Genomic DNA, 17,916 nt, shown 5'->3' on the forward strand with positions numbered 1-17,916 from the left:
TACTGTGACCATCATATGGGCGCTCGGCGAGCACCTGTGTGATCGATTCTGATGATTTGCTCTGGTATCGATCAGATTCGATCCGGTATGGTTACTTCCAACGCATCGCCCCGTCGCGATCGCGTCCCTCCACGCGAAAGGCACTTCATGCCCGACACCTTCGTCGCCGCCGAATTGGCGTCGCAGCCCGCATCCTGGCGCACCGCAGCCGCCCTCATCCCGGAGACCTCCCCCGTGCTGCCGCAGCCGGGCGAGCGCGTCGCGGTCGTCGGGTGTGGCACCAGCTGGTTCATCGCGATGAGCTACGCCGTGCTCCGCGAGCAGGCCGGGTTCGGCATCACCGACGCGTTCGCCGGTTCCGAGTTCCCCGGCGTACGCGACTACGACCGCATCGTCGCCATCTCGCGCTCCGGCACGACGACGGAGATCGTGCAGCTGCTCGAGGCGGTGGGCGAGTCGGTGACCACGGTCCTCATCACGGCCGTCGACGACTCCCCGGCGACCGTCCCGGCGGCCCACGTGGTCGCGCTCCCCTTCGCCGACGAACGCTCGGTCGTGCAGACCCGCTTCGCGACGACGACGCTCGCGCTCCTCCGCGGCTCGCTCGGTCACGACGTCGAGGCCCTCGCCATCGAGGCCGAACAGGCCCTGACGATCCCGATCGACGACTACCTCTCGGCAGACCAGGTGTCGTTCATCGGGCTCGGGCACGCGGTCGGCCTCACCTACGAGGCCGCCCTCAAGACACGCGAGGCGGCCCAGTTCTGGGCGGAGTCCTACCCGGCGATGGACTACCGCCACGGCCCCATCGCCATCGCGCAGCCCGGCCGGCTCGTCTGGTCGCTCGGCCCCACCCCCGCCGGCCTGCCCGACGACGTCGCGGCCACCGGCGCGACGTTCGTCCAGCACGACCTCGACCCCATCGCAGGACTCGTGGTCGCCCAGCGGTTCGCGATCGCCCTGGCGGAGGCCCGAGGCCTCGACGCCGACCGCCCCCGTTCGCTCACACGCTCCGTCATCCTGACACCGTGACCGCCGGAGCGGTCCTCGGAGTCGACGTCGGTGGGACGGGCGTCAAGGCCGCACTGACGGCGGCCGACGGCACCATCCTCGGACGCTGGCGCGAGGCGACCCCGGTCGACGACCCGTCCGGCAGCCGGACGAGGGACGTCGTCCTCCGCTTGGTGGACGCGGCGCGCGCCGTCTCGCCGCCGGTCGCGCTCGGCGTGGTCGTCCCCGGCGTGGTCGACGAGGAACAGGGCGTCTGCATCCACGCCGTCAACCTGGGCTGGCGCGACCTCGCCTTCCCGGAGCTGCTCCGCCCGTCGCTCGACGTCCCGCTCGCATTCGGTCAGGACGTCCGCGCCGGCGCCCTCGCCGAAGCGGTGTCCGGGGCCGCGGCCGGGATCGACGGCACCATCGCGTTCGTCCCCGTCGGCACCGGCCTGGCCTCGGCACTCGTCATCGGCGGCGCCCCCTTCGCCGGCGGCGGCTGGGCGGGCGAGATCGGGCAGCGCGTGATCCAGGACGGACCGCACCGCGGACTCCGCGTCGAGGAGCTCGCATCGGCCGGCGGTATCGCGCGACGCGCGGGTGCCCGTGACGCCAAGACCGTCGCGGATGCGGCCGCTCGTGGCGAGGCTCCGGCCGTCGCGATCTGGAACGACGCCGTCGAGGCGCTCGCGGAGGCGCTGGCGGGCATCACCGTCGTCGCAGCACCCGCCGCCATCGTGGTCGGCGGCGGACTCGCCCTCGCCGGCGCAGCCCTCTTCGACCCGCTCGAACACGCCCTGCGGGAACGCCTCGCGATCGTCCGCGTGCCTGCCGTCCTTCCCGCCCGTCATGGCGACGAGGCGGCGACGGTCGGCGCGGGGATCCTCGCCCGACGCCTGGTGTCGGCACGATGACGGCGCTGAGCCGCGAAGGCGGTCAGGTCGTCGTCGTGACGCCGAACCCCGCCGTGGACATCACGTACGAGGTCACTCAGCAGGAGATCGGCGTCACGCAGCGCGTGCTCTCCGTCGTCCGACGCGCCGGCGGGAAGGGCGTCAACGTCGCTCGGGTGCTCGGCGCGCTGGGCGTCCCCACCGTGCAGGTGCTCCCCCTCGGTGGCCCGTCCGGCTCGTGGCTCCGGACCGCCCTCGAGACGGACGGCCTCCCCACCCGCGTCGTCGAACTCGCCGGTGAGACGCGTTCGACGGTCGCAGTGGTCGACGGCCAGCATCACCCCACGCTGTTCGCGGAAGCCGGGCCGGCGGTGACGCTCGAGGAGTGGGCCGCGGTGACGACCGAACTCGCGCACGCGGTCCAGGGTGCGAGCATGCTCGTCCTGTCCGGCTCCCTACCGCCGAACACCCCCGACACCGTCGTCGAGTCGATCGTGCGGGTGGGTGTGGATGCGGGAGTCCCCGTCGTCGTCGACGTCAGCGGGCCGGCACTGCTCGCCGCGGCGAGAGCGGGCGCGACGATCCTCAAGCCCAACCTCGAGGAGTCAGTCGAAGCGACCGGTACCTCCAGTCTCTCCGATGCGCGCGCGGCGCTCCTGGCGCTCGGCGCCGGCACCGTGGTCATCTCGCGCGGCGCCGACGGCCTCACCGCCGGCGACGCGACGGCCGAGCATGAGGTGCCGGCCGTCCCCGGCGTGAGCGGCAATCCGACCGGAGCCGGTGATGCCGCGACCGCCGGACTCGTCGCAGCACTCCGCGCCGGGGACACCCTCCCCGAGGCACTCCGGACCGCCGCCGCCGCCGGAGCAGCGGCCGTGCTGGAGCCCGTCGCCGGTTCGATCGACCTCGACGCGTTCCGCAGCTTCCTCGCCCCACCCACCCGTTCCACCACCGGACCGTCCGCGGTGCCGACACCGTCGTCCACCACACCGTCCGAATCCGCCTCAGACCATCCGGGAGTGACCCCATGACCACCGCCATCGACTTCACCACCCTCCTCGGCCACGCATCGACGTCGAACGCGGGGATCGCGGCGTGCAACGTCGTGCTGCTCGAGCACGCCGAGGCCATCGTCGCCGGAGCCGAGGAAGCGGGGCTGCCGGTCATCCTGCAGATCAGCGAGAACTGCGTGCGGTACCACGGCTCCCTCGCCCCCATCACCCTCGCCTCGCTGGCGATCGCGCGGGCGGCGACCGTGCCGGTCCTCGTCCACCTCGACCACGTCGAGTCGGCGCAGCTCATTCGCGAAGGAGTCGAGCTCGGCGTCGACAGCGTCATGTTCGACGCCTCGACCCTCCCCTACGAGGACAACGTGCGGGCCACCAAGGAGATGGTCGACTTCTGCCACGAGCGTGGCGTCGCCGTCGAGGCCGAGCTCGGAGAGGTCGGCGGGAAGGACGGCGTACACGCGCCCGGTGCCCGCACGGTCCCGGCCGAGGCGACCGCGTTCGTGGCCGCGACCGGCGTCGACGCCCTCGCGGTGGCCGTCGGGACGTCGCACGCCATGACGAGCCGAGAGGCGGCCGTCGACCACGACCTCATCCGTCGACTCCGCGAGTCGGTCTCCGTGCCGCTCGTCCTGCACGGCTCGTCCGGCCTCCCCGACGACGAGCTTCGTGCCGCCGTGCGGTCCGGGATGACGAAGATCAACCTGTCCACACATCTGAACGGTCTCTTCACGCGGGCCGTCCGAGGCGTCCTCGACGAGCGGCCGGATCTCGTCGACCCGCGCACCTATGTCCGAGCCGGACGCTCCGCAGTGGCCGCCGAGACTGCTCGGATCCTGCGTCTCCTCGCGTCCGACTGAGGCTCCCAGCGAACGCACAGCACAGTGCGCTGCTGAGCTGTTAATATATCTGCTGTTGGAGTTCTTCCAACGGCCCGCCGGTAACTGGTCGACCCCCCGCGATCACCCTCCGGCCTCCCGAGCTCGATACCCTTTCGAGCGCGCGGGAGATAGGGTCACCCCTTCCCCTAGGTTCGGTGACCCGAAGCTCTGCGACACCGTCGGTCGCCTGTCGATGCCCGAGTCCGGGCTCGGGCATCGACACCGGCACCCTCCCGGAATCCACGCTCGCAGCTCTTTCACAGCTTCAAGCCGTATTGTCCTTCCTTGAGTGCCGATGTCACAACCGGCTTCCGTGTGCAGAGTCCACACCTCCACGGATCCGCCGATGCTCCCGACATCTACACCAACTGCCGCTTCCCAGAACGGCGAACAACGATCCACCGGACGGCCCCAGCCGACCAGCACGGCCGCATGACGGCCCAGCTGCACTCCGGACGGTCTCGTCGCTTCATCCATGCGACCAGCCGCGATCGTCGTCGCATTCCCCTTCTGGATCCGGCTCATCCATCATCCGCAACATCAGAATCGAGATCCACCATGTCCATCACCCAGACTCGGACCCCCGCGTCCTCCAACCGTTCCTCGAGCACCGGCGTCCACGGCCGCGGTCACTCGACCGACAAGCTCACCTACCGCTTCGGCCTCCGCACGCCTGAGACCGGCTCCAAGTCGCGCACCTCGAGCAGCGCCTCGAACCGTCGCGGCTGAGCCGCCGCGCCGCTTCACCCGACGCCCCCGCCCGGCTTGACCGTGCGGGGGCGTCGTCGTGTCCCCGGCAGTGCTGCCGACACCGGCACGAGTCCGGACGATCGGACGGGTCCTGACGGGCCACCAGGTGGGAGAATCCCCACATGGATCCGGTCGCCCTCATCTCGTGGATCGTCGTGTTCGTCGTCGTCACCGTCACGGTGTCGGGTCTGTCCGGCCGAGCCGGCGTCTCCGCCCCGATCGCCCTGGTGCTCGTCGGCGGCGTCGCGTCGTTCATCCCCGCCGTCCCGACCGTCGAGATCGAACCGGACCTCATCCTCTACGGCCTGCTGCCGCCGCTCCTGTTCGCCTCCGCGATCCGCATCTCGTTCATCGACATCCGAGCCCGCAACGACGGCATCATCCTGCTCTCCGTCGGCGCCGTCGCCTTCACCGTCGTCTCGGTCGGGTTCGCGAGCTGGCTGCTGATCCCCTCGATCACCCTGGCCGCCGCCTTCGCGTTCGCGGCGGTCATCGCCCCGACCGACGCCGTCGCCGTGAGCGCGATCGCCGGCCGTCTCGGACTCCCCCGACGGGTGCTCACCATCCTCGAGGGCGAGAGCCTGCTGAACGACGCCACCGCGCTCGTCGCGCTCAACGCCTCGATCCTGGCGATCACGAGCGTCGTCAACCCGGTGATGATCGCCGGTGAGTTCGTCATCGAGGTCGTCGCCGGTGTCGGCGTGGGGCTCGCCGTCGGCTGGGTCCTCTCGCAGGTCCGCCGACGCCTGCGTGCCCCAGTGCTCGACACCTGTCTGTCGCTGATCACCCCGTTCCTCGCGTTCCTCCTGGCCCAGGCGATCCACGGTTCCGGCGTGCTCGCCGTCGTCTCGGCAGGTCTGCTCCTCGGCTACCGGGCGCCCATCGTGCAGTCGGCCGAAGCACGCATCGCCGAGTCGCTCAACTGGCGCACCATCCAGTTCCTGCTCGAGAACGCCGTCTTCCTCTTCATCGGCCTCAACCTGGCGGGGATCCTCGAGGGCGCGATCCAGACCGGGCCGGGCCTCTGGCCGACCGTGTTCATCAGTGTCGGGGTGCTCGCGGCGCTCATCGTCTCCCGCTTCGTGTGGGAGATGACGGTCACGGCGATCTACCGCCTCGGGCCGAGACGACTGCGTGAGCGGAGCTGGTCGTGGGGCAACGGGATCGCCGTCTCCGCTGCCGGGGTGCGCGGCGTCGTCACCCTCGCCGCCGTGTTCCTGCTGCCGGAGGACACCCCGTCCCGCGAGTTCCTGCAGTTCCTGGCGTTCGTCGTGGTCGTCGGCACCCTCCTCTCGGGACTCGCGCTACCGGCGATCATCCGGGCGCTCCACCTCCCGCCGCCCAACCACAGCCAGGAGCGCGTCGAGCAGCTGATGCTCATGGCGGAAGTCCAGACGGCCGGTCTGTCGCGCCTCGACGAGCTGACCACGGAGGACGACGAGGAACAGGTCCTCACCCGCCTGCGGACCAACGCGAGCTTCGTGGCCAACGCGCTCGAGCAGTACACCGGAGACGGCTCGGAACTCCGCACCATCGCGTTCGCCCGCCTCCGACGACAGATGATCGCCGCCGAACGGGAGGCGCTGCTCGCCGCGCGCGCGGAGGGCCGCTACCAGGAACCGGCCGTCGCCGCAGTCCTGGCGGCCATCGACGCCGAGGAGGCGACCCTCAAGGCGATGACGCCGAAACCACCGCGATCGTAGCGGTCGACGCGATCGGACACCGGGGGTCGGGTCCCGACCGGCGCTCGGGCAGGATGAGGACATGATCCTGTTGCTCCCGGCCGTCGTCTTCGCCGTGCTCTACCTCGCGAGTCGACGGCGCGACGCACGCCGATTGCGCAACGGGGTCTTCCTCGTCGCGGCCATCGCCTGCGCACTGGGCGCCCTCCTCACGGAGGCCGCCCGCACGATTCCGTTCACCGTCCTGCTGGCCACGTTCGGGGCGGTCGTGCTGGTGGGCGTCCTCGCCGTGCTCCTCGTCGGGAACGGCATCACCATGATCCGACTCGAGGGACGGAGTCTCGGCAACCTGCTCTCCCTCTTCGCCGGCGTCGCGATCCTCGTCCTCCCGGTGCTCGCCGTCCTGCTCGTCCTCGGACTCGATCTGAGTCCCCTGCCGTCCTGGGCAGCGATCCTCCTCGTCGCGGTGGGGGTCCTCCTCGGCTTCGCCTGTCTGTACGCGGCGGCGACCTTCGCGGCGTTCGGCGTGTACTCGCTGGTCTACAGCCGTTTCCGACACACCGTCGTGCCCGACGTGGTCGTCATCCTCGGCTCGGGCCTGATCGACGGACAGGTCCCGCCGCTGCTGCGCAGCCGTCTGGACCTCGCGCTCCGCATCCACCGCTCAGCGCGTCCGGGCACGCGCCGACCACTGCTGATCCCCTCCGGGGGTCAGGGGGACGACGAGCCGAGGCCCGAGGGTGTCGCCATGGCGGAGTACCTCATCGCGAACGGCGCCGAGCCGACGGACGTGCTCCCCGAGACCGAGTCGACGAGCACCCGTGAGAACCTGCTCCGCTCGCGCGAACTGCAGGAGTCGAGCGGCCGGACCGGTGACACCCTGGTCGTCACGAACAACTACCACGTGCTCCGGGCCGCCCTCCTGGCGCGCTCCACCGGCAGCGACGCGCAGGTGATCGGGTCGCCGACGGCCGCGTACTACGTACCGAGTGCATTCCTGCGCGAGTACATCGCGATCATGGTGGAGCACCGCATGCTCAACGCGCTGGCGATCGCCGGGGTCGCCGGCCTCGTCGCACTCGCCGTCGTCTGGTCGCTGCTCCCGATCTGAGCGGAGACCCCTGCGGGGAGCGCCCGCTCACGCAGTACCGGACGCCCGCGACGAGCTCCCGACACGACACGACGGGCCTCCGTCGTGCAGTCGCACGAGGACGGCCCGTCGGGCGTCGTTCCGGTGATCGCTCAGTCGGGAGCGGTGTCGTAGACCTCACGCGCGTCATCGGTGACCTCGGAGGCCGGCCCCGAGTCGGGCTGGTGATCGGTCGAACCGTCGGCGTCGGCGTCGCCCAGCGGCTCGTCGAGTTCGGTCGACGGTTCCGGGGTCTCGACGGCCTCTTCGGTCGCCTGCTCCTCGGCGGGAGCGGCATCCTCGGAGCCCGTGCCGTCGACGGTCTGGCTCGAGCCGTCCGAGCCCGAGCCGGCGGTCGTCTGGTCTGAGCTCACGAGCTCCGCCGTGTCGATGTCGGCGCCCTCCCAAGCCTCCTGGTCGGCTCCGGCCTCACCGGTCGCGAGGTCGTCGTCTGAACGCTGGTCCTGCTGATCCGTCATGATGCACTCCTCTCCGCGGAGCGCGTCGCGCCCCGTGTCCCGTGACTCTACGTGGGGACCCTCAACGGTTTCCCGGGGTTGACAGTGGACCCCGGGCATCGGAGATGCTCGCGCTAGCGTGGAGGCATGACCCTTCCCACCTCGGACACGCGCGTCACCTACCCGGCAGGAGCCCTCGTCTCGACCGGCACGGTGCTGCACGTCGAACCCGTGGGCGACCGCCTCGCCGTCGTGCTCGACGAGACGGCCTGCCACCCCGTGGACGCCGCGTGGCCCGACCAGCCCGCCGACCAGGCGACCATCCGGTTCGGCGACGGCGACGACGTCAGGGAGGTCGCGGTGCTCGACTGCGTGGTGGGCGCGACGGACGGCACCGAGCTGTACCTCGGCGACGCCGTCCCCGTGAAGAAGGGCACGGAGGGCTGGGCCTTCCTCGTCGTGCACCTGGTGGCCGGCGATGCTGCAGCCGCGGCGGTGGAGGGCGCGACGGCACGCGTCGAGGTCGATGCCGCCACCCGTCACGCCTTGTCGGCCGGACACACCGGCTGCCACCTCGCCTCCCTCGCCTTGAACACTGCGCTCGCCGACGCCTGGCGGAAGGAGGTCCCCCTCGACACCCTGGGCGCACCGGACTTCGACGCGCTCGCCTGCGAGTCCTCCAGGATCGCGCCGCACGCGTCGACAGACCGCTACCGCATCGGCAAGTCCCTCCGGCGGAAGGGCTTCGACCCGGCCGCCCTGGACGATCTCGAGGCGCTCGGCTCACGCATCCGCGAGACCCTCGACGGCTGGCTGGACAGCGGTGCGACGGTCCGGATCGACCGCGACGGCGACGGGCTCACGGATCGCCGACGGTGGCACTGCGAGCTGCCGGGCGGGCCTGCGGTCCTCGCGTGCGGCGGGACGCACGCCGCCTCGCTCACCGAGTTCTCGAGCATCGCGGTCTGGCTCGAACGCGAAGAGGTCGACGGCGCCGTGGTGCTCTCGATGGTCAGCACGGTCGTCCCCGCCGGCTGACCGCGCCGCCGACCGGAGCGGTCCCGCTACGCGCTGATGCCGGTCGAGGCAGCGCCGCCGACACCGGCGAGCAGGCCACCGATGACGAACACCCAGAGCACGACGAGCGCCGCCCACCCGAGGAGGAACAGTCCGTTGAGGACGACACCCGTGATCGCCATGGCCCGACCGGTCGGCTCCCGCTTGAGCGCCATGAGTCCGAGCACGAACCCGACGACGGGGAGCACGAAGGTGAACCCGAAGAACAGCGAGACCAGGCCGATCACCATGCTGGAGATGCTCAGGCCACGCGGCGGTGACTGCGGGTAGGGGTAGGGAGCCGGATACATCGGCTGCGCATACGGCTGCTGCGCGTACGGCTGCACCGGGTACTGCTGCACCGGGTACTGCTGGGCGTACGGCTGCACCGGGTACGGCTGGACGTACGGCTGCACGGCGCCGGATTGTGGCGGAGCGGGCTGCTGCGGGTACGCCTCGTGCGGTGCAGGGGGTTGCGGCTTCCATCCGTCCGGTGCGCTCATGCCCGCCAGCCTACCGATCAGCCGCGCGCGCGGTCCGATCCCGCGTCAGGGTGCACCCGTCAGCTCTCTGGGAGCTTCGCCTCCAGGGACGGCGAGGCGCTGGAAAGCGACTACCGTATTCGTGCGGTCCTCGCAGGGAACCCGGAACACGGACCGCGCCACACCCAGAAGGAGCACCGTGCAGAACGACGCGATCGCCGAGGAACAGGACCACCTCGATCGGCTGCACGACGTGATCCGGACGCAGTCCGACCTCGAGGAACGGCGCTCCGAGCTCGCCCTCCGGGCCTTCGACGGCGACGACGACTCCAGCTTCTCGGAACGCGACGCCCTGGTCGCCCATCACCGTCAGCGGATGGTCGAGCTGCGGTCGTCCAGCTACGGTCTGCTGTTCGGCCTGCTCGAACGCGAGACCGAGGAACGTCACCACATCGGACGCATCGGCCTGCGCGACCCGGAGAGCGGTGACCAGCTGCTGCTCGACTGGCGCGCCCCGGCCTCGCGACCGTTCTACACCGCGACGCCCCTGCGTCCCGAGGGGCTGCGCCTCCGCCGGCGCATCGGGACGGCCGGTCGCCGCGTCACCGAGGTGCACGACGAAGTCCTCGACACCACGCTGCTCAGCGAGGACGAGCCGAGCGGCATCGGCGAGTCCGGCGCGTTGCTCGCCGCCCTCGGTCGCGCACGGACCAAGCACATGGCCGACATCGTCGACACCATCCAGGCGGAGCAGGACGCGATCATCCGCGCACCCCTGCCCGGGACCCTCCTCGTGCAGGGCGGGCCGGGTACGGGCAAGACCGCTGTCGCCCTCCACCGCGCCGCCTACCTCCTCTACGAGCACCGCGAGCGCCTCATGCGGAGCGTCGTGCTCATCGTCGGGCCGAACTCGACCTTCCTCGACTACATCAGCCGGGTGCTGCCCTCGCTCGGTGAGACGGCCGTCGTGCTCGTCACGCCGGCCACGCTCGTCCCCGGCCTCGACGCACACGCCGAGGACTCGCTCGACGTCGCGGAGCTCAAGGGCCAGCTGCGCATGGCCGATGTGGTCGCCCGCGCCGTCCGCGAACGACAGGTGCCGCTCGACGAAGCGGTGACCATCCGCATCGCCGGCGACGGACCGCTGCGGGTGACTCCGGGGGTCCTCCGCCGGATCAAGGCCGGGATCGAACGCTCCGGCACGCCGCACAACGAGGCGAAGCTGCGATTCGACCGGGCCGTCCTGACGCACCTCATCGGCCTCGAGGCGAAGCGCGACGGCTTCGAGCCCCGCACGGGCGAGGACGCCGACGAACGCCGACAGGAGCTGAGCGAGGAGCCCGAGGTCGAGGAGCTGCTCGACACGATGTGGCCGATCCTCGACCCGGCCGAGGTCGTCGACCGTCTCCTCACCGATGCCGAGCTGCTGGCTCGCGTGACGCCGGACCACACGGACGAGGAGCGTCGGCTCCTGCTCCGTGCGCCCGCCGACCCCGACACCACAGGCGAGACCGCCTGGGCCGACCGCCTCACCCCCGGCGACATCGCCCTCGTCGACGAGGCGGCCGAACTCATCGGGGAAGACCAGCGGCCCGAGCTGGAACGCCAGCGTCGAGCCGCCTACGAGCGCCGCCACGACGTGGAGTACGCGCGCAGCGTGCTCGAGATGATCGGCGACATCAGCATCGACGACGAGGCCCAAGACGACGACTACCTGCGTTCCGCGCAGGACCTCGCCGACCGGCAGACCATCGAGGACGACCGGAGCCCGGCGGAGCGCGCGGCCTCCGACCGCACCTGGGTCTACGGCCACGTCATCATCGACGAGGCGCAGGAACTGACCCCGATGCTCCTGCGCGCGATCCTGCGTCGCGGACCGAACCGGTCCATGACGCTCGTCGGCGACATCAACCAGCAGAGCACCTCGGCCACGCGTTCCAGCTGGCAGGAGCTGCTCGGTCCGCAGCTCCCCCGGTGGACGCAGGAGCTCCTCACGGTCAACTACCGGACGCCCGAGCAGATCATGGAGCTCGCCGACCCGGTCCGCCTCGAACTCGACCCGGAGTCCCCCGCCCCCGTGTCGATCCGTCGCGGCGAGGAGGAGCCCGTGCAGCTCACCGTCAGCCCCGACGAGCTCGCAGCGACGGCCGTGCAGGCAGCGGTCGACGCGATCACCGCGCACGTCGGGATCGCGGGCGTCATCGCCCCCCGCCCGCTGGTGGCGGACATCGACGCACTGCTCGCCGACGCGGGAGCCGACCGCAGCCGGGTGTGGAGCGGGACCGCTCGCGAGAGCAAGGGGCTCGAGTTCGACAGCGTCGTCCTCGTCCAGCCGGAGCAGTTGGGCGGCTCGGGTCGGTCGGCGTTGTCGCTGCGCTACGTCGCGCTCACCCGCGCCACCCAACGACTCACGGTCGTCGACACCCCCTCCTGACCGCCCTCGTCCGGCGACGCACCGTCGTCCGGGCCCGTCCAGAGCGTCCGACGGCGGTGAGGACCGTAGTCTTGAGCTCTGCCAACAGAATGTGAGGCTGGGATGAAGGTCATCAGCTACAACCTCCGCAAGAACAAGGCCAGCGGCGAACTCGTCGCACTCACCGAAGAGTTCAGGCCGGACGTCCTCGCGTTGCAGGAGGCGGACACCCTGCAGCTCCCGGCCGAGCTCGGTAGCCTGCACCTCGCGGACAGCACCCACCGCAACCGGCTGGGCCTCGCGATCTACTACCGCCGCGACCGGTTCACCGCCGAGTCGACGCAGACCTTCGCGTTGAAGAAGTCGCTCCACGACATGGTGCTGGCGCCCGCGCACGAGCGGCTCATCGGCACGCGCCTCACCGATGTCGAGGCCGGCCGCGAACTCATCGTCGCCTCCTTCCACGCCGCGCCCCTCACCGCGCTCAACTCGCTGCGGCGCCACCAGATCAAGGCGGCGCACGAGCAGCTGCACGCCATGGGCGACGTCCCGACGCTCATGGTCGGCGACTACAACTACCCCCTCTTCCAGAAGGGGCTCGGCACGAAGATGCAGGAGAGCGGCTACGACCTCAGCCTGAGCGACCGCAGCACCTACACGCGCTACAAGATGTTCCGCGGGCACTTCGACTTCGCGACGTCCGTCGGCCTGAAGATCGACCGGGTGCAGACGCTGCGTCGCGGGATCTCCGACCACCTGCCGATCCTCGTCGACGCGAGCTACGGCTTCGCCGTGCCCGAGGACGACGGCGCGCCGGAGTCCGCCGCCCGCTGACCTGATTCGTTCGCCCATTCTTGGGCGAACGGGTGTCCCCTCGCCCAAGAATGGGCGAACGAACGGCGCACCGGGTGATCAGATCAGGCTGCGGAGCAGGTCCTCGACGCTCGTGCCGGCCTCGCGGGCGCGGCGCACGAGACGCTCGTGCTCGTCGGCGGTGACCTCCAGGGTCAGCGTGTGCCACGTCGGTTCGACGTCGAGCGAGAACAGTGCACCGTCGTCCTCGGCGTCGAACACCGGTGCCGTCCGCGGCTCGTCGACCTCGACCACGGTCGGCGTCACCGCTGCGGGTTCGGCTCGCTCAGGCTCAGACGCGGTCTCGCTCGGTGCCTCAGCCGAGCCGCCATGGGTCCACCCTGGCCCTTCTGGGACGGTCGTCTTGCGCTGGTAGGCCTCGGCGGCGGTCCGGGCACGGATGTCGGCGGCCTCGTTGAGCCGGTGACCGACGTGTCCCTTGACCCACTCGAACCGGTACCGCCGGCCGGCGATGGCGGCGTCGATCTCCTGCATGAGCTCGAGGTTCATGACCGGCTTGCCGTCACCCTTCTTCCAACCCTTCTTCTTCCAGCCCGGCATCCACTTCGTGATCGAGTCGATGACGTACTTGCTGTCGCAGAGGATGTGGAGGTCGTCGTCGACGTGCTCCGTCGCCCGGAACAGTTCGAGGACGGCGCGCAGCTCGCCCATGTTGTTCGTGCCGTGCGGCCATCCGCCGGCCGCCCAGCAGTCGTCGTCGACATACCAGGCCCAGCCTGCGGGTCCGGGGTTGCCGAGGGCGGAGCCGTCTGCGGCAGCGGTGATCGTCATGAGCGCCTTTCGATGAGTGCCCTCCATCGTATCGACGCACCACCGACGGCCCGGCCGCCTGCCTCTGCCGCGACGTCAGGCAGGGGCGAAGACGCTCACGGTGACGGCGACGGTGACGCGGGTGAACCCGGGCAGGTCGGCGATGGCCTGTTCGAAGACGTCGTCGTCGAGGTGGTGGGCGCTCGGGCCCATCTGGACCTCGTCGCGCACTTCTTCGGGCATCAACTCGACCGCGTAGTCGAGGGTCTCGCGGGAGCGCAGCTCGAAGCCCTCCAGCTGGGCGTCGAGGCGGGCGTCCTTCCGCTCGGCGATCCCGATCATGCCGAGGCGGTCGCGCAGTTCGGCCAGGTGGCCAGGCTGCGGTGTCACGACGGTGAGCAGTCCGTCGGGCCGCAACACGCGGCGCATCTCAGCACCGTTGCGTGGACCGAAGATGCTGAGCAGGTGATCGACCGACGCCGTCTGCAGGGGGAACGGAGCCCACGCGTCAGCCGTCGCGGCGGCGGCCCGTCCGTGAGCGCGCGCGGCCCGGCGAGCGGCGAGGGGCGAGAGGTCGAATCCGAACCCGCGCCAGGCGGGCCGGGCGTCGAGGATGCGACCGAGGTAGTAGCCGGTCCCTCCCGCGATGTCCACGACGAGCGGGACGCTGTCGTCATCGACGGAGCCGTCCGGGAGGAAGCGGGCCAGCGGCAGCGTCCTGGCGACGTGGTCGGCGATCGGCTCGTAGTGCTCCGCCTCGAGGAAGGCGGCGCGGGCGGCGACCATCTCCTGCGTGTCGCCGGTCTTGGGCGTCCGGCCACCGACGACGAGCGACGCATACCCCTGGCGCGCGATGTCGAAACTGTGCCCGGCCGGGCAGCGCAGCACGCGGTCGCCGAGGGCGAGCGCGGCGGAGCAGATCGTGCACGCGAGATCCGGTGCGACGAGGGTCAGGCGATCGTGCTGCTGCACGTCCCCGAGGACCGGCATCCGCTCGGAACGCTCCGCTTCCAACTGCTGTGTCCCTTGCTGCCAGACGGCTTCCGGTTGTCGCACTTCACCCACACGGTGAGTCTAGGCGCGTGCCGGGTGTCCGTGGTCGCCGGGAAGTCGCGGTGCGGGAGACGCTTCCCGGCGGACCACCGAGGGTCGGCCGGCCGGAGCCCGGCAGGGGTCACTCGTCGAGTGCGGCACGGAGGCGGTCTGCCTCCTCGCGGGCGGCATCCAGGGAACGCTGCGCGCGATCGGCCTCGCGCTGCCGGCGAGCCAGTTCGCGAGCGGCGTCGGTGAGGTCGGCATCCAGCTCGTCCAGCCGGCGGGCGAGGTCTTCGCGATCCCGGAGCAGGTCGGCGCGGCGGACCGCGGCGTCGTCGAGGAGCGAGTTCGCCTCCTCGCTCGCGCCCTCCGCGGTGCCCGCCTCGCGCTCGGCCACGTCGAGGCGGGCGAGGAGCCGTCGGCGGCGGTCATCGGCCTCCGCCGGGTCATCCTGCGTCTGCCGATCGCGCTCCGATGTCGCCTCGGCGTCGTCGTGTCGGACGCCTGGCCCGCCGACGACGCCACCCCATCCCGACCCGCTCGCGGTCGGAGCGTCGGTCAGCCGTCCGGTCGAGAGCTGCGCGACCAACTCCGCATCGGCGCTCGCGGCCTGCAGGCTCTGGCGCACCGTCTCGACGACCGTCGACGAGAGCGTCGCCCCCTCCTCGGCGGCCGCGGCGACGGTGATGTCGACGAGTCGCGAGACGAGGGCACGCCGTTCGACGCCGAGTGAACGGAGTGCCGCTCCGTCGCCGGCGCTCTGGGCGGTGGCGAGCGCCGCACCGAGCTGCTCGAGCTCGTCCAGGGCCGTCGGCTGGTGGGCGGCCAGTACGTTGAGCGCCCAGGCGGCGACCGACGGTTTCCGGAGCGCGAGGATCGCGGTGGCGAGGTCGGTGTCGCCGTGCTCGCGCGCTGCGGTGGCGAGGCGCTTCCGTTCGGCGACGAAGGTCGGGAGCGGTCGACGCAGGAGGGCGACCGCGGCGGCTACGAGGTCGGTCGGGGGCGTCGTCGCATGGTCGCGATCCTCAGGCATGGCGCGGCTCCCTCCCATCATTTCACGTCAGGCTAGCGCCCTCTCGCGCCAGAACCGAGCCGCGCTGTCGCCTTTTCGGGGGGCCATGCAGACAATGTGGACATGGATGCCAGACCTTACCCAGACACGGTGGACACCCCCGAAACAGCGGTGTGCGCCGACTTGAAGACCCTCCTCAGGAGCGTGGACTTCCCGATCTCACGACGCGAACTCCACTCCCTCGCCGTCCGTTCCGGACTGGATCGCGGGACCATCGCCGCACTCGGTACGCTCACCGACGAGCACTACGAATGCTCCTTCAGCATCCTCCGCGAACTCCGCCACCACGGCGAACTCCGTCATACCGCCTGACGCCCACCCGGCACATGCCGTGTCCGCCAGCGCGGTGCGCTGACGTGAGCGGGGGTCGCACGCGCGACCGCGGGTCTCCGGAGGGGCGCGCTCACGCGCCAGGGGCGCGGTGACGCCAGCGCACCGCGCTGGCGACTCCGACATGCTCCGTGCAACGCAGAAACCCCCGCCGAGGCGAGGGTTTCGAGCTGAAGATCTAGCGCGGAGACGGCGGGATTTGAACCCGCGGTCCCCTTACGGGGACTCCACCTTAGCAGGGTGGTGCACTAGGCCGAACTATGCGACGTCTCCATGTGCGCTCGCGAACGGACGCACGACGACCAGCATAACCGGAGATGGGCGCGGAGACGAATCCCCCGGCTCGATCGGCGCGGGACGCCCTTCGACAAGCTCAGGGACCGGAGTCAGCTCAGGGACCGGAGTCAGCTCATGGACCGGAGCCAGCTCATGGACCGGGTGTCTGCGCGGGCTACTGATTCTCGAGGGTGCGACCGCGCGAGCAGGTCCGCTGGTCGGCGGTCTGCCCCTGCACGGACGAGGGCAGCACGACGGCACCGGCCGAGGTGTCTGCCGCATCCGCGGGCGGAGCCGTCGCCGCCGGATCGGCGCCGGCATCGGCGCCCTCCGCCGGGCCTGCGGGAGCAGGGTCGGCCGGGTTCGCGACCGCGCCCGCACCCGTGGCGCCCGTGAGCTGGATGGGCTGGTCGTTGGCGAGCGCAGCGAACAGGGCGGTCGCGGCGTCGTCGATCGGCTCGACACCACCCTCGACGGCCTCGTTCGGATACTGCACGAACGCGATGTTCGACAGGTCGACCTCGCGCAGCGTCATGGCGATCGCGATCATCGTGTCGAGGCTCGTCAGGCTATCCGACAGCTGCATGTTCTGCGCCGCCGCCTTGGCCAGCGAGTAGAGGATGGCGGGGTTCGTCAGCGTCTCGGCGCTCTTCACCTGCTGCATCATCGCCGACAGGAACACCTGCTGGTTGCTGATCCGGCTGAGGTCGCTGCCATCGCCGACGCCGTGACGGGTCCGGAGGAACTGCAGGGCCTCGTAGCCCTCGAGCGTGTGCTCGCCGGCCGACAGGAAGGTGTTCGTGTACTCGTCCTCGATGGGGTCGGCGACGCACACCGTCACCCCGCCGAGCGCGGTCGACATCGCCATCACCCCACTGAACTGCACCTCGGCGGCGAACGGGATCTCGAGGCCGGTGAGCTGCGACACCGTCAGCGCGGTGCAGGCGAGGCCGCCGTAGCTGAGCGAGGTGTTGATCTTCTGCCGACTCATCGAGTCGAACGAACCGCCGGTCGGGTCGGGGCAGGAGGGGATGGACACGAACATGTCGCGCGGGAAACTGACGACGGTCGCGTTGCTGTGGTCCTCGGAGATGTGGACGAGCATGGTGACGTCGTTGAGGTTGCCGGTCTCCTCCTCGGCGTCGCCGAAGACCGGGTCCTGGCCTGCACGGGAGTCGCTGCCGACGATGAGGAGGTTCACGCCGCCCGGGTACGCGCCGATCGCGGGGAGGTCGGTGACCGTCTCACCCTGCGCGTCGACGAGCGCGACACCAGGCTTCACCGTCGCGGCGACGTCCCACAGCGCGATGCCAGCGACGATGCCACCACTCACGAGGGCGACGGCGAGGGTCGAGGCGAGGATCTTCAGGCCCGTCGCCACCGGGCTCGAGCGCTTCAGACGGCCGTGTCTGGCGATGGTCGCGAGCTTCTTCGGGCGTGGCCCACGAGCTGCCTTGCGTCGAGCCGCGGGTTCGCCGGCGGGCTCGTCGATGTCGGGCGAATGCGGGGGCATTGGTCGATTCAACCACGGGAGCGTGTGCAGCGCACAGCCGGATGCCCCGGAGCCACGGTGAGGCCACCCGATCCGGGTGTGGAAGACGGTGCGGAACGGTGTGGTGAACAGTGCGGAGGGCGTGGGATTCGCACCCCGCGACGCGCCAGCGTTGCGCCGCCAGGCCCAGCCGGCCATCTTGAGTACGTGCGGAGGGCGTGGGATTCGAACCCACGAGACATTTCTGCCCACCAGTTTTCAAGACTGGCTCCATCGGCCGCTCGGACAGCCCTCCTGATGGTCGATCGCCCGCGATGACGCTGCGGCCGACCAGGATCGAGTGT

Annotated in this window: 17 protein-coding genes and 2 tRNA genes; 11 read left to right on the forward strand and 8 right to left on the reverse strand. The window is 70.8% G+C overall.

The annotated features are described in order from the left end of the window. Nucleotides 1-147 precede the first annotated feature (147 nt). The 7 genes from ITJ57_RS17485 to ITJ57_RS17515 all read left to right on the forward strand — a co-directional run bounded on the left by ITJ57_RS17485 (nt 148) and on the right by ITJ57_RS17515 (nt 7,317). Nucleotides 148-1,032, forward strand: a complete 885-nt coding sequence (locus tag ITJ57_RS17485; RefSeq protein WP_194671267.1) for an SIS domain-containing protein — start codon at nt 148-150, stop codon at nt 1,030-1,032. Further along, nucleotides 1,029-1,907 (forward strand): ROK family protein, encoded by an 879-nt coding sequence (locus ITJ57_RS17490; protein ID WP_194671268.1) that lies wholly within the window; start codon nt 1,029-1,031, stop codon nt 1,905-1,907. Before ITJ57_RS17485 ends, ITJ57_RS17490 begins: the two co-directional genes overlap by 4 nt. After that, complete coding sequence (locus tag ITJ57_RS17495; protein WP_194671269.1) at nt 1,904-2,917, forward strand: 1-phosphofructokinase family hexose kinase; 1,014 nt, start codon at nt 1,904-1,906, stop codon at nt 2,915-2,917. The genes ITJ57_RS17490 and ITJ57_RS17495 overlap by 4 nt, the downstream gene beginning before the upstream one ends. After that, nucleotides 2,914-3,753 carry a class II fructose-bisphosphate aldolase gene (locus tag ITJ57_RS17500; RefSeq protein WP_194671270.1) on the forward strand — a complete coding sequence of 280 codons (840 nt, stop codon included), beginning with the start codon at nt 2,914-2,916 and terminating at the stop codon, nt 3,751-3,753. Before ITJ57_RS17495 ends, ITJ57_RS17500 begins: the two co-directional genes overlap by 4 nt. A gap of 579 nt (nt 3,754-4,332) precedes the next feature. Next, on the forward strand, nt 4,333-4,503 hold the full coding sequence (locus tag ITJ57_RS17505; RefSeq protein WP_194671271.1) for a hypothetical protein: 171 nt from the start codon (nt 4,333-4,335) through the stop codon (nt 4,501-4,503). Between the two features lie 143 nt (nt 4,504-4,646). Further along, the gene (locus ITJ57_RS17510) at nt 4,647-6,227 is read left to right on the forward strand and encodes a Na+/H+ antiporter (RefSeq protein ID WP_194671272.1); all 1,581 of its coding nucleotides are present in this window, start codon (nt 4,647-4,649) and stop codon (nt 6,225-6,227) included. Nucleotides 6,228-6,288: 61 nt separating this feature from the next. Next, nucleotides 6,289-7,317: a YdcF family protein gene (locus ITJ57_RS17515; protein ID WP_194671273.1), complete on the forward strand. Its 1,029-nt coding sequence runs from the start codon at nt 6,289-6,291 to the stop codon at nt 7,315-7,317. A gap of 131 nt (nt 7,318-7,448) precedes the next feature. Here the strand turns inward: ITJ57_RS17515 and ITJ57_RS17520 are convergent, their stop codons facing one another. Then, nucleotides 7,449-7,814 carry a hypothetical protein gene (locus tag ITJ57_RS17520; protein ID WP_194671274.1) on the reverse strand — a complete coding sequence of 122 codons (366 nt, stop codon included), beginning with the start codon at nt 7,812-7,814 and terminating at the stop codon, nt 7,449-7,451. Between the two features lie 126 nt (nt 7,815-7,940). Here ITJ57_RS17520 and ITJ57_RS17525 point away from each other — a divergent pair, with 126 nt between their 5' ends. Further along, a complete protein-coding gene (locus ITJ57_RS17525) occupies nt 7,941-8,831 on the forward strand; it encodes a metal-dependent hydrolase (protein ID WP_194671275.1) in 891 nt (296 codons plus the stop codon). A gap of 26 nt (nt 8,832-8,857) precedes the next feature. Here the strand turns inward: ITJ57_RS17525 and ITJ57_RS17530 are convergent, their stop codons facing one another. Beyond that, complete coding sequence (locus tag ITJ57_RS17530; protein WP_194671276.1) at nt 8,858-9,352, reverse strand: DUF4190 domain-containing protein; 495 nt, start codon at nt 9,350-9,352, stop codon at nt 8,858-8,860. A 178-nt stretch (nt 9,353-9,530) separates the two neighbouring features. Between ITJ57_RS17530 and ITJ57_RS17535 the strand changes: the two genes are divergently transcribed. Both ITJ57_RS17535 and ITJ57_RS17540 read left to right on the forward strand, forming a co-directional pair. Continuing rightward, nucleotides 9,531-11,765: a UvrD-helicase domain-containing protein gene (locus tag ITJ57_RS17535; RefSeq protein WP_194671277.1), complete on the forward strand. Its 2,235-nt coding sequence runs from the start codon at nt 9,531-9,533 to the stop codon at nt 11,763-11,765. A gap of 102 nt (nt 11,766-11,867) precedes the next feature. Further along, on the forward strand, nt 11,868-12,578 hold the full coding sequence (locus ITJ57_RS17540; protein ID WP_194671278.1) for an endonuclease/exonuclease/phosphatase family protein: 711 nt from the start codon (nt 11,868-11,870) through the stop codon (nt 12,576-12,578). Nucleotides 12,579-12,656: 78 nt separating this feature from the next. Here the strand turns inward: ITJ57_RS17540 and ITJ57_RS17545 are convergent, their stop codons facing one another. From ITJ57_RS17545 to ITJ57_RS17555, 3 genes are all read right to left on the reverse strand, one after another. Beyond that, nucleotides 12,657-13,388 carry an RNase H family protein gene (locus ITJ57_RS17545; protein WP_194671279.1) on the reverse strand — a complete coding sequence of 244 codons (732 nt, stop codon included), beginning with the start codon at nt 13,386-13,388 and terminating at the stop codon, nt 12,657-12,659. Nucleotides 13,389-13,463: 75 nt separating this feature from the next. Further along, nucleotides 13,464-14,432 (reverse strand): putative RNA methyltransferase, encoded by a 969-nt coding sequence (locus ITJ57_RS17550; RefSeq protein WP_194671280.1) that lies wholly within the window; start codon nt 14,430-14,432, stop codon nt 13,464-13,466. Between the two features lie 109 nt (nt 14,433-14,541). Beyond that, entirely contained in the window at nt 14,542-15,435 is an 894-nt protein-coding gene (locus ITJ57_RS17555) for a hypothetical protein (protein ID WP_194671281.1), read from the reverse strand. Between the two features lie 102 nt (nt 15,436-15,537). Between ITJ57_RS17555 and ITJ57_RS17560 the strand changes: the two genes are divergently transcribed. Beyond that, nucleotides 15,538-15,786, forward strand: coding sequence for a DUF2795 domain-containing protein (locus ITJ57_RS17560; protein WP_194671282.1), 249 nt, complete (start codon nt 15,538-15,540; stop codon nt 15,784-15,786). 202 nt (nt 15,787-15,988) lie between these two features. Here ITJ57_RS17560 and ITJ57_RS17565 read toward each other — a convergent pair. The 3 genes from ITJ57_RS17565 to ITJ57_RS17575 form a co-directional block, all read right to left on the reverse strand. Beyond that, nucleotides 15,989-16,077: transfer RNA gene (locus tag ITJ57_RS17565), tRNA-Ser, on the reverse strand. 178 nt (nt 16,078-16,255) lie between these two features. Continuing rightward, nucleotides 16,256-17,593, reverse strand: a complete 1,338-nt coding sequence (locus ITJ57_RS17570; RefSeq protein WP_194671283.1) for an LCP family protein — start codon at nt 17,591-17,593, stop codon at nt 16,256-16,258. Nucleotides 17,594-17,782: 189 nt separating this feature from the next. Beyond that, nucleotides 17,783-17,867, reverse strand: a tRNA-Ser gene (locus ITJ57_RS17575). Between the last annotated feature and the right edge of the window lie 49 nt (nt 17,868-17,916).

Source organism: Plantibacter sp. VKM Ac-2880 (assembly GCF_015351235.1).
Lineage (GTDB): Bacteria > Actinomycetota > Actinomycetes > Actinomycetales > Microbacteriaceae > Plantibacter.

What these genes read in the sequence shown, in the direction of transcription:
- ITJ57_RS17485 (WP_194671267.1), top strand. Translation starts at nt 148, where the DNA reads ATGCCCGACACCTTCGTCGCCGCCGAATTGGCGTCGCAGCCCGCATCC.
- ITJ57_RS17495 (WP_194671269.1), top strand. Translation starts at nt 1,904, where the DNA reads ATGACGGCGCTGAGCCGCGAAGGCGGTCAGGTCGTCGTCGTGACGCCG.
- ITJ57_RS17500 (WP_194671270.1), top strand. Translation starts at nt 2,914, where the DNA reads ATGACCACCGCCATCGACTTCACCACCCTCCTCGGCCACGCATCGACG.
- ITJ57_RS17505 (WP_194671271.1), top strand. Translation starts at nt 4,333, where the DNA reads ATGTCCATCACCCAGACTCGGACCCCCGCGTCCTCCAACCGTTCCTCG.
- ITJ57_RS17510 (WP_194671272.1), top strand. Translation starts at nt 4,647, where the DNA reads ATGGATCCGGTCGCCCTCATCTCGTGGATCGTCGTGTTCGTCGTCGTC.
- ITJ57_RS17515 (WP_194671273.1), top strand. Translation starts at nt 6,289, where the DNA reads ATGATCCTGTTGCTCCCGGCCGTCGTCTTCGCCGTGCTCTACCTCGCG.
- ITJ57_RS17520 (WP_194671274.1), bottom strand. Translation starts at nt 7,814, where the DNA reads ATGACGGATCAGCAGGACCAGCGTTCAGACGACGACCTCGCGACCGGT.
- ITJ57_RS17525 (WP_194671275.1), top strand. Translation starts at nt 7,941, where the DNA reads ATGACCCTTCCCACCTCGGACACGCGCGTCACCTACCCGGCAGGAGCC.
- ITJ57_RS17530 (WP_194671276.1), bottom strand. Translation starts at nt 9,352, where the DNA reads ATGAGCGCACCGGACGGATGGAAGCCGCAACCCCCTGCACCGCACGAG.
- ITJ57_RS17540 (WP_194671278.1), top strand. Translation starts at nt 11,868, where the DNA reads ATGAAGGTCATCAGCTACAACCTCCGCAAGAACAAGGCCAGCGGCGAA.
- ITJ57_RS17545 (WP_194671279.1), bottom strand. Translation starts at nt 13,388, where the DNA reads ATGACGATCACCGCTGCCGCAGACGGCTCCGCCCTCGGCAACCCCGGA.
- ITJ57_RS17555 (WP_194671281.1), bottom strand. Translation starts at nt 15,435, where the DNA reads ATGCCTGAGGATCGCGACCATGCGACGACGCCCCCGACCGACCTCGTA.
- ITJ57_RS17560 (WP_194671282.1), top strand. Translation starts at nt 15,538, where the DNA reads ATGGATGCCAGACCTTACCCAGACACGGTGGACACCCCCGAAACAGCG.
- ITJ57_RS17570 (WP_194671283.1), bottom strand. Translation starts at nt 17,593, where the DNA reads ATGCCCCCGCATTCGCCCGACATCGACGAGCCCGCCGGCGAACCCGCG.